This window comes from Stappia sp. BW2, from assembly GCF_008107695.1.
Classification (GTDB): Bacteria; Pseudomonadota; Alphaproteobacteria; order Rhizobiales; family Stappiaceae; genus Roseibium.
Window position 1 is genome coordinate 1 of the sequence record NZ_VIRG01000068.1, and the last position, 9763, is coordinate 9763.

The 9763-nt window shown below is 55.9% G+C and carries 8 protein-coding genes and 1 pseudogene; 7 read left to right on the top strand and 2 right to left on the bottom strand.

What is annotated here, in order from left to right:
* Positions 1-112: 112 nt before the first annotated feature.
* Together FMN63_RS18435 and FMN63_RS18440 are read left to right on the top strand one after the other, a co-directional pair.
* Positions 113-1366 (top strand): tyrosine-type recombinase/integrase, encoded by a 1254-nt coding sequence (locus tag FMN63_RS18435; RefSeq protein WP_148585652.1) that lies wholly within the window; start codon positions 113-115, stop codon positions 1364-1366.
* Positions 1367-1507: 141 nt separating this feature from the next.
* Positions 1508-2530: a nucleotidyltransferase family protein gene (locus FMN63_RS18440; RefSeq protein ID WP_148585653.1), complete on the top strand. Its 1023-nt coding sequence runs from the start codon at positions 1508-1510 to the stop codon at positions 2528-2530.
* A 264-nt stretch (positions 2531-2794) separates the two neighbouring features.
* Here the strand turns inward: FMN63_RS18440 and FMN63_RS29885 are convergent.
* Together FMN63_RS29885 and FMN63_RS18450 are read right to left on the bottom strand one after the other, a co-directional pair.
* Positions 2795-3071 (bottom strand): annotated as a pseudogene (locus tag FMN63_RS29885) (type II toxin-antitoxin system ParD family antitoxin).
* A gap of 118 nt (positions 3072-3189) precedes the next feature.
* Positions 3190-3639: a Ros/MucR family transcriptional regulator gene (locus FMN63_RS18450; RefSeq protein WP_148585654.1), complete on the bottom strand. Its 450-nt coding sequence runs from the start codon at positions 3637-3639 to the stop codon at positions 3190-3192.
* Positions 3640-4523: 884 nt separating this feature from the next.
* Here FMN63_RS18450 and FMN63_RS18455 point away from each other — a divergent pair.
* From FMN63_RS18455 to repB, 5 genes are all read left to right on the top strand, one after another.
* On the top strand, positions 4524-5405 hold the full coding sequence (locus tag FMN63_RS18455; RefSeq protein ID WP_148585655.1) for a hypothetical protein: 882 nt from the start codon (positions 4524-4526) through the stop codon (positions 5403-5405).
* 589 nt (positions 5406-5994) lie between these two features.
* Positions 5995-6258, top strand: coding sequence for a hypothetical protein (locus FMN63_RS18460; protein WP_148585656.1), 264 nt, complete (start codon positions 5995-5997; stop codon positions 6256-6258).
* Between the two features lie 166 nt (positions 6259-6424).
* Positions 6425-6781 (top strand): hypothetical protein, encoded by a 357-nt coding sequence (locus FMN63_RS18465; protein WP_148585657.1) that lies wholly within the window; start codon positions 6425-6427, stop codon positions 6779-6781.
* Between the two features lie 433 nt (positions 6782-7214).
* Positions 7215-8435, top strand: coding sequence for a plasmid partitioning protein RepA (gene repA, locus FMN63_RS18470; RefSeq protein ID WP_148585658.1), 1221 nt, complete (start codon positions 7215-7217; stop codon positions 8433-8435).
* Positions 8432-9490, top strand: a complete 1059-nt coding sequence (gene repB, locus FMN63_RS18475; RefSeq protein WP_148585659.1) for a plasmid partitioning protein RepB — start codon at positions 8432-8434, stop codon at positions 9488-9490. Before repA ends, repB begins: the two co-directional genes overlap by 4 nt.
* The last annotated feature ends 273 nt before the right edge of the window (positions 9491-9763 follow it).

Below are 9763 nucleotides of genomic sequence, written 5' to 3' on the forward strand. Positions count from 1 at the left end.
TCGCAAGATGACAGACTCAGCAGCGATAAGTAACGCTTATCGAAGGTTAGACATCTTGGCCGTCCCATGCTAGAAAACAGGTCAGTGCCCACCTCTCATGAAGCTGTCAGCGATGCCCGAAAGCCCCCTCCCCGCTTCCCGTCTCACGTCGCGGCCCGCGATTGACGAGGCTTCAGATCAGCCTTTGAGCCGGAAGATCGAAAACCTGGATGCGCTGGCCGCCATCTTGCCGGCCCTTGCCGGGCCGGATCGTACCGATCAGCTGGTCGCCTTGCTCAGTGAGGAGGACATTGCCACCCTGCGGCATCTGGCAAGCGAAGGGATTGGCGAAAACTCCCTCAGGGCCCTCACCTCCGATTGTTCCTATCTGGAAGGCTGGTGCCTGGCGGCGACGGGAGATCCCCTGCCCTGGCCGGCGCCGGTGCCGCTGATCCTGAAATTCGTTGCCCATCACCTGTGGGATCCGGAGCGGCGAAAAGCTTATCCTGCACATGGTATCCCCGAGGACGTCGCCCTTGCGCTGGAGGATCTGAAGCTTCTCAGGAAGGCAAAGGGAGACGGAGCGCACCGGCAGCCTCATGCGCATTCGACCGTTCAGAGACGTCTTGCTTCCTGGTCGACGTTGCATCGCTGGCGCGGTCTTGAAGGGGCGTTCTCGGCTCCCGACGTGCGCTCGGCCCTGCGTCTGGCCAGCCGCGTTGCCGGCAGGCCGAAGGTTAGAAAAAGCCGGCGGGCAGTGACCGCGGATCTGCTGGAGCGATTGCTTGCGACCTGCAACGGTTCGGATCTTGCCACACCCTCTCTTGCCGATCTGCGCGACAAGGCGCTTTTGCTGGCGGGCTTCGCCTCCGGTGGCCGGCGGCGATCCGAACTGTCCGGTTTGCGCCTCAGCCAGATCATCTGGGAAGAACCCCTGCCTGCGGATCCTGCCGATCCTGACAGCCCTCTGCTGCCGGCGGCGAGCCTGCGGCTTGGCCGCACCAAGACCGAAGACGCTTCCGACGACAATGCGGTGCTGCTGATTGGGCGTCCGGTCGAGGCGCTGAAAACCTGGCTGGAGGCTGCAAATCTTCAAGAAGGCGCGGTTTTCCGGGCGATTGATCGCTGGGGCAACGTCAAGGCGCGTGGTCTCACGCCGCAATCGGTCAACGCCATCGTGAAAAGCCGCTGCGTTCTGGCCGGGCTCGACCCGGCGGAGTTTTCCGCCCATGGTCTGCGCTCCGGGTTTCTGACAGAGGCCGCCAATCGCGATATCCCCATTCAGGACGCCATGCAGCAGTCCCGCCACCGGTCCCTCGCCCAGGCCTCAAGCTACTATAACGATGCGGGACGCAACCGGAGACGGTCGGCCAGAATGCTGGGGTGATTTTGGGGGCAGGTCATCAGGTCCGTAAGATCCGGACAGATCTTGATTGGGTCTGTCATGTGCGATTTACCCCACAAAAAATAGTCTGTGGTGTAGCAAGTATGCTATTTATACCCCACGAAAAAAAGTATGTGGGGTAAGATGCCGATCTCTTATCATAGTGCAATTGGAACTGCAGCCTGGACCGACCTGCGTCGTTCGTTGATCGACAGCACCGTTTCGGATCTCCGGGGTGTGCCACGATCCAAAGTGGTCGGTACGAAAACCTACTGGTATGATCACTTCCGCGTCGGCAACAAAACTGTAGATCGATACATCGGCGAAGACACACCGGAGCTGCGCAACCGATTGGACCGGCAAACTGAAATCGCAGATGCTGCCAAGCAGGCAGATCGTGAGCGCGCCAGGTTGATGCGTGTGCTGCGGGCCGAAGGGTATCTGTTCGCGGATGTAGGGTCCGGTCAGGTTGTCTCGGCAATGGCCAAAGCCGGTGTCTTTCGTCTGGGGGGAACGATCGTCGGAACGCACGCCTTTCGCTGCTATGAAGGCGAGCTCGGCTTCCGGATTGGCTTTGATCAATCGGCAACTACGGACGATGTTGATATTGCGAGTTTTGAGCGCTTGTCCCTCGCTCTCGCGGATACGGTTGAACCTCCGCTTGCAGAGGTCTTTTCCGAACTTCAATTTGATCCGCTGCCAACACTTGAGAGCGACAAAACCTGGCGTTGGCGGCAGTCAACCCGCCAGACTCTGGTGGAATTCCTGACGCCTTCCTTTGAAGAGGATGAGGGGATCCGAGATCTTCCTGCGCTTGGGGTCAATGCACAGAGCTTACACTTCCTCAATTACCTGATTGCCGAGCCAGTTCGTGTTCCCTTTCTGTATAGATCCGGAGTGTTGGTGCAAGTCCCGCGGCCGGAACGCTTTGCAGTTCACAAGCTGATTGTCGCCGACAGAAGACAAGGCGGACCGGATGCCCTTAAAGCCCACAAGGACCGTGCACAGGCGGCATTTCTGATCGAAGCCTTGAGGGAAATCAGACCCGACGATCTGATTGAAGCTTACGAGTTGGCGATCGGGTCCGGTCCGGCGTGGCGAACGAGAATCCTGGCAAGTCTGAAGCGCATGCCGGCCACAGCCGAATTGCTTCACTCACTGCTTTGAGTGGGCTTGAGGATGTGGACGGTCTCCTGGTTCGGTCCCTCGCCCAGACCTCCCGCAAATGCCGCGACGCTGGTCATAGCACAAGGCGGTCCGAAGCGTGCCTATGAGGGGAGTTTCCGTGTATTGATCAATGGCGAACCGAATGGATCTGACGCGCTAGGCCGCGCGTTCGAAGGCCTCCTCCCGGTATTCCCCGAGATCGGAATGGTATCAAGCAGGTGATCGAAGATCAGTTCAAAGTCGCGCTCAGCAGTGGTCGAATACTCAAGGGTCCACACGGAGGCCACGCCGCTTTCGCTCGATCATGGCTTCCACGCGGATTCCCATTTCTGCAGCAGAGACAGAAGGACCATTCATCCTCTGCCCGATGAGCTCACGGAGAGCTTGTGTTTCGAGAGACTCAAGCTCGGTTTTCTGGCGCAAACGCTCCAGCCCCTGCTACTGAACCGAACTCAGGCTTGAAGTTTCGCGGAACTCAACAAGAGCGCGCGCAAAAAGCATCCTGCTGTTCGGTCAACGAAATGGAGGACTTAACGCTCACGGGTGTTCTCGTTCCGCAAGAAGGTGCTACTCAGTAGCATTAACGTCAAGATCCTCGAACTATCCCTTGTTTGACCGAACCTGGATCGACTTCATGCGCCTCGGTTCGAAGCCAAAAGCTACTTCTTGCGGGGCTTGCGCGTCTGTTTGGCCCGTTGTTGCCCGAGGCCCATCTTCTTGGCGAGTTCGGAGCGAGCTGCAGCATAGTTGGGGGCGACCATCGGATAATCCGCCGGAAGGTTCCATTTTGCCCGGTAGTCTTCAGGGGTCAGGTCGTAGTGGGTCCGAAGGTGCCGTTTCAGCGACTTGAATTTCTTTCCGTCTTCCAGGCAGATAATGAAATCGTTTCCGACGGATTTCTTGACCGGCACCGCGGGAACGAGTTCCACAACTTCCGGCTCCTGGGCTTTCTGTGCGGACGAGGTCAGCGCCTTGTGCACGGAAGCTATCAGGTCTGCCAATTCGGGAGCGGCAACCGTGTTGTTGGCCACATAGGCCGAAACGATATCGCTTGTTAGCTCGATGAAGGCTGCATCCTGAACGAAGTCATCTTCTGGTGTATTGGTCATGATTTTCCTTATGGGCAGGGTGTCTCTTGAGACAGGCACCAATAGTTATTCCGGCTGAAACGCAATGAAACGTTTTACATTCCATTTATTATTTGTGCAATGAGACCAAGACAAAGAGTATATTTCGACTTTATTTCTCGAGCGGGTCGTGTGACGGACTGTCGGATAATTTGTGCTTGAGGCCTGTCTCCCTCACCATCTGACGAACCGTTTGCCGAATTTGACGGCGAATTTGGTCTCGGCCCCCAACCACTTGTGATGCAGCTACTTACATTCCGCGGCGGTCTGATTGAAAACCAGATACAGCAGCTTCGAGTTCAGCGCCTCGATGGCGTTCTGGGTTTAGAGGATCCGCCGTACGCTTTCGAGAGAGGCGAAGAACGGGATCAGATCGATCTATTTTCTCTACCAGCTCGGCGCGATCGCCGGGTTAGGCTGCTCCCATCGCAGGTTTCGAACGGTTCCATGGCCCCTCACCCGGTATCGTGTCGTCGGATCCATAGATGGTCCCGGACCTCGCGCTCCCTCTTGCTCCGCGCCAAGGTAGAGAAGATCTTGCCGACAAAAGCCGGGAAACGGTGCGGGTGTTTGGCGATCAGCTTCGGGTCGACCACCTAGAATGATCACGTGGGATATCACGGCTGATTTTCGACGTGCCGGTCTGCCCCAACTTCTCCGAACTGCCGTCGCGACGATTGGTTCGGCCACCCTTCCCTTCTTAGTCGTGATGCCCATCAAGTTCGACGTATGAAAAGCGCATCAACAGCGTTTTGTTTAAATAATCCAACAGCCTGCGTCTGCTGTGTTGCAGATCACAGGTTCCTTCCCTTCATAGGCTTACATGTGGTTCAAGGACATCCCGAACTTTTCGAAGAGACCTGATCATGCCACTTAACTTTCAGCAATTCAGACAAGAGATCAATGCGCTCGTAGGCGTCTACAGGGCGGATAATGCCTGGATTGCCCATTGGACGCGCTGGGACCAACCCAATCACATGGACTATTATATCGATGCCGCTTTCCGGCTTTACCAGACGACCGCACGGAATCAGTTGAAGATGACGATTCTCGGGGGGGCCAGTATCCGGACTTGCAAGGAACTGATCGCCAATTTCGGGATAACCGCGGCAAACGGCATTCAGGATCAGCAAACGGTCTGGATTGCACAGCAGGAAGAATACCGTCGCAGGAGAGGCAGGGGCGAGGGCCAGGACGGGGCAGACAAAAAGGTGGCAAGAAGAAACCCGATAGCGGTGCAAGGCGTCGGAAGCATTCTGAGCGAAAAGGCCTGGACTCCGATTCTGAACGACGCCCTGATCATCGGTGCGGCGACGGGCCATCAGACAGTCCACATTGCGCTTGAAGCACGCGAAGCCGCGATCTGGCGTGAGTGCGAGGAAGAAGCCAGGCAATGGGAGGCCCAGAACCTGGGCATCCGGATCGATTATCCCACATGGGCCTGGCAGGAATTCATGAACCGGAATATTGGAATGCTGTGGAACCAGCACCACCAAGTTCCGAAGGTGCTGGCCCGGGAGCTGATCGGACTGTCGTTTGCCGGATACAAGCCGGTTTTCCGCTATCAGGAGCTCTTTTTTACGCCCAATCCCCACACGCCGGACCCCACGTTCAAAGAGTATACCGACGGCCTGAATGAGTTGGGGTTCCATACAAATGATGGGCGCGTCAACGTGATGAAGCACATTTCCGAGTTTCTGTTTGACGACGAGAGAGCAGTCTGCGTTCCCGGTGACGAATATATCTGAGCGGGATGAGAAGCAGCAGGTCTCGGCGAGGGACCGGCTGAATCTGAATATGTATCCGGACAACACGGGGCCGCTTTCCTTCGAAGGCGGCCCCGGTTTCGAGTGCGTTCGACTAGAACAGAAATCGCTCCTTTACGGGTGTCCCAGGAACAACCGGCTGAGCGGGCCTGATAGACACCGCCGATTTTGATCCGGGAAACATTGCGATACAAACGGATCGATCCGAAGGATGCAAAGACGACGGTAAAAGCGTGGCTTGATACAGCGCCGAACGAAGGGCGACGTTCGGATCATTCCAAAGCTTTCTTTGCCGAGTTGACCGCCCGCAAGTCCACAGCACTTCGTTATGAACTTGCCAAGACCCCCGACCTTCCCCTTGGCGTTAGCGCTCACTCCGTGGCCATCAAGGTTCTCTGCAAGCATCAGGAACATGGACTCATGGCGCGGGTTTAGTGTCGCTCGACAGCGCTTGCCTTGACAGGTCCTTCAAGGACGCGGCCCAGGGCCCAGATCACGTTGCAATTGACCCCATTCTGATATGCGAGAGTTCCGTCCTTCCCGGCGGCCCGTTGTGCTTTGGGACTGGTGTATGGGCGGCTTCCAGGCTGAGTTGCTTCACCTGCAAGCCTTCCCTGTTGATCAGTCGATGAATGCAATCGGCAATGGCCAGGGCTTCTGCGGTGCGGGCGTGGAGCACTACAACAGGATTGCCGAGCCCCTCGACCTCGACGTAGCCGATTACTTCCAGCCGACCACCGAAGCGCAACTTCGCCCGAGTCAAACACTGGCCGATTGCGCCCCCGTAAAGGAACCAGCAGCAAGTTTGAAAAGTGGCGTTATACGAACCCGGTAAAACACGCCTGTTCCGCCGAGCCAGGAAATGCCATGTGACGACCGCAGACGTCGCGGCTCGTATGGTCTCGACCATCTCGCCCGGCCTGAGGACGACAGCACATTTGAACCGGGTAGGGGGGAGGCGGTTCAAGTGTCTGCTCTGCTTGAAAACAGGCGTGGTCAGAATGAGATTTGCATGGTCGAGTGTCGGCATAAAGGGAGCGACATCGAGCGCCGTCTTGGCGTTGCCGTGGTTGCGGAATGTCTTCTGGAATATGTACGGAGCGCGTCAGGGACTAGCTGGAGTTTCCAGGCGTCATCCTGAACCCGCCGTTCTTTCAGGTCCGGAAACATCAGAAGGCAGCGTTGGTCTTCTCGGGCGACATGGACGCACAGAAGCTGCAAATCCTGCCGCCCTGGTTCCGATCGCCTTTGAATATGGCGACGTGGAAGTGATTGAAGCTTTGCTGGATGAGACTGCCTCCACCTGCCGGGCGACGGCTAAAATAGAGAGAATCACTTCCGGTCAGGCGATGTCGTGACGGCCATCGTTTATTGACGCCATGTATTTTGAGAGAAGAGCCGCGTTCCCTCAAACGCAAATCGGTGCACAAGCGGGCGAGCCTTTCTGCCGGATATTGTTGCGTTCAGACAGGTTTCATCTGCAGGGTTTCGGCCAACAAAAATGGCCTCGTAACGAGGTGCGTGAAAAAAAGTGTTGTTTGTCAGCTTGTTAAGGCCGTGACATCTGTCACGCGGTGTCGACCAAATCCTGTGAGATCGCATTGGTGTTCCGGATGCAGGCTCGTCGAAAAGCCGTTTCTGGAAATGCTGTGCAGTCTAACCGTCTGAATTGACTCAGAAAGTTAACAGGGGTTAACCAAAAACGCATTGACAGGAATCGTTATTTCATTCTTTTTCGTAACCGACACTTTTTTCCTTAAAACGCAGTTTTTTGCGTCGGAGCTAGAAGACATGACCGAAACCGTCGAGGTTGAGGAGACTTTGGATCCCAGCAGCACGCGAGGGCAAATCTCTCGTTTTTCCGCGTTGCTCAGCACGCAAATCAAAAATAACTGGCAAGTGAACTATCCGCCAGAAGCGCGAAAGCAACTTCGGTCGTTTTCTTCATCTGAAGTTGCCGATCTTGTCGGCATTTCACCTGCTACGCTGCGACAGATGTCTTTGGACGGGGAGGGGCCGATGCCGGACCGCTCCGAAGGCAACAGGCGCATATACTCTCTTGAGCAGATCAATGAATTGCGGAAGTTCCTGGCGGAGCGGCGTCCTTCGCAGGCGACGTCTTTCGATCCGCAGCGCCGCGATGGCGACAAGATGCAGGTTGTCGCTATTGCGAACTTCAAGGGTGGATGCGCCAAGACGACAACCGCACTGCACCTGGCTCAGTTTCTTGCGTTGCAAGGCCTCAGAGTGTTGGCGATCGATCTGGACACGCAGGCCAGCCTGACTGAGATGCTTGGCGTGCAGCCTGTTCTGGAGGTGGGCGACAACGAAACGGTCTTTGCGGTGCTGCGGTATGATGAAGAGCGACGGACGCTCCCGGAAGTGATCCGCCCTACGTATTTCGCTGGACTGGATATCGTTCCTGGTCAGAGCGAGCTTCAGTACTTTGACTATGAGACGCCTGCAGCAATTGTCAGCAACAACTTCCTGGGCGACGAGTACTTCATACGCCGCCTTGCGACATCGCTTCGCAGCGTGGAGGACAAGTATGATGTTGTGGTGATCGATGCTCCGCCGCAGTTGTCGTATTTGACGTTGAATGCGGTGTATGCAGCGACCGGTCTCATCATACCGGTTCAGTCGGCGATGATAGACGTCGCGAGCATGAACCAGTTTCTCTATATGCTGGACGAAATGCTCGAACAGATGGCTCACTTCGGTGCATCAGTTGATCATGACTTCCTCCGTTTTCTACTGACGCGACACGTTCCTCACGACGTGCCTCAGGTGAACATTGCCGCCTTGCTTCGTTCACTGTTTGGCGAAAGCGTTCTGACGTCTGCCGTGCTGGAGACGACCGCCATCACAAACGCAGGTCTTGAGAACAAGACACTGTATGAATTGGAACGCGGGGCCGTTAGCCGAGATACCTATATTCGTGCGATCGAAGCTGTGAACGCGGCGAATAAAGAGATTTACGGTGAAATCCTGAAAGTCTGGGGCCGCAAATGACCAGCTCAAAAGCTTCCACCAGGGCGAAGAAGCTGGCAGGCATGTTCGGCCAGGTTGATCCCGAAGCGCTTGCCAAGCAGGCGGCGAACGAAAAATCGACCGAAAAGTCGATGACAACGGCTCCAACCAAGGCGCTGCAGGCAAGCTTTGCAAGCATTGAGAAGGACAATCTCAGCCTCAGGGAAGAACTTAAAAAATCAAAGGTACATGAGCTCGACCCTGATCTCGTACTCGCGTCCTTGATTCCGGATCGCATGGAATGGACGGAGGATGATCCCCAGTTTCAAAGTTTGGTGGCTTCGATGGAGGCTTCCGGACAGAAACTGCCAATCCTGGTTCGGCCACACCCCGACGTCGATGGTGCCTACCAGCTTGCATATGGTGCAAGACGGAACAAAGCGGCCAAGGTTCTGGGCCGCAAGGTCAGGGCGTTTGTTGAAGACCTTTCGGACGAGCAGCTCGTCGTCGCGCAGGGGTTGGAGAACAATGAGCGAAAGAACCTCAGCTTCATTGAACAAGCGATGTATGCGCAGGCCCTGACGCAGGCTGGTTACAGCCGAAAGGTGATTGCTGAATCCGTCGGTGTGGGGAACGAGACGATCATCTCCAAGATGACGGCGATTGCCGGACAAGTTCCGAGAGATATCTGCATTTCCATCGGACCGGCGCCAAAAATCGGGCGAACCAGGTGGGAAGCTTTTGGACAGCTTATTGAGAAAGGCAGCCGTAAGGCATCCATTGTCGAGGCTGTGCGGGGGTTGCCCGGTCACGAAATCTGGACGAACGCGGATTCGAACAAGCGCTTCGAGCTGGCGATGCGCGCTGCAGAAAAGGCAGACAAAGCCAGAACAGCGAATCCGAAACCATCGAAAATGCCGATCCAGTCGAGCACGCGTTCCTACGGGAATATCGAGCGATCTCCGAGTGCGATGAAAATCACCATCAACGTCAAGAGCGAGCCGAAATTCGCGAATTTCGTCGCGGAGCGGATGGCGACGTTGATCACCGAATTCGAGAATCTGGAAAGGGGAGGGGAAAGCAACGAGGAAGACTGAAACGAAAAGAACCCGCCACAAGGGCGGGTCCTCATTCGAGATAGGCTAAGTGCCTAAAATCTCAACTGCACACCTGAGATTCTAGAATCACTTTGGCCGCGTGGCAAGTTCTGTCTGTGAACAGAACACGATTTGTTGCGCCCTTTTGCCTGTCTCCCATTCAAAATTCATAGGTCCGGTCGCGTTGGGTCGCTTCCGGAGAAGGGGGACTTATGTCCACTGCTCAGCAGATTGCGAGTTTTCGCAAGGTTTCTGCAGGGGTTCTTGCGAGCG

Excerpts from the sequence above, each read along its gene's own strand:
- FMN63_RS18435 (WP_148585652.1), top strand. The coding sequence starts at position 113 with ATGCCCGAAAGCCCCCTCCCCGCTTCCCGTCTCACGTCGCGGCCCGCG.
- FMN63_RS18440 (WP_148585653.1), top strand. The coding sequence starts at position 1,508 with ATGCCGATCTCTTATCATAGTGCAATTGGAACTGCAGCCTGGACCGAC.
- FMN63_RS18450 (WP_148585654.1), bottom strand. The coding sequence starts at position 3,639 with ATGACCAATACACCAGAAGATGACTTCGTTCAGGATGCAGCCTTCATC.
- FMN63_RS18455 (WP_148585655.1), top strand. The coding sequence starts at position 4,524 with ATGCCACTTAACTTTCAGCAATTCAGACAAGAGATCAATGCGCTCGTA.
- FMN63_RS18460 (WP_148585656.1), top strand. The coding sequence starts at position 5,995 with ATGGGCGGCTTCCAGGCTGAGTTGCTTCACCTGCAAGCCTTCCCTGTT.
- FMN63_RS18465 (WP_148585657.1), top strand. The coding sequence starts at position 6,425 with ATGAGATTTGCATGGTCGAGTGTCGGCATAAAGGGAGCGACATCGAGC.
- repA (WP_148585658.1), top strand. The coding sequence starts at position 7,215 with ATGACCGAAACCGTCGAGGTTGAGGAGACTTTGGATCCCAGCAGCACG.
- repB (WP_148585659.1), top strand. The coding sequence starts at position 8,432 with ATGACCAGCTCAAAAGCTTCCACCAGGGCGAAGAAGCTGGCAGGCATG.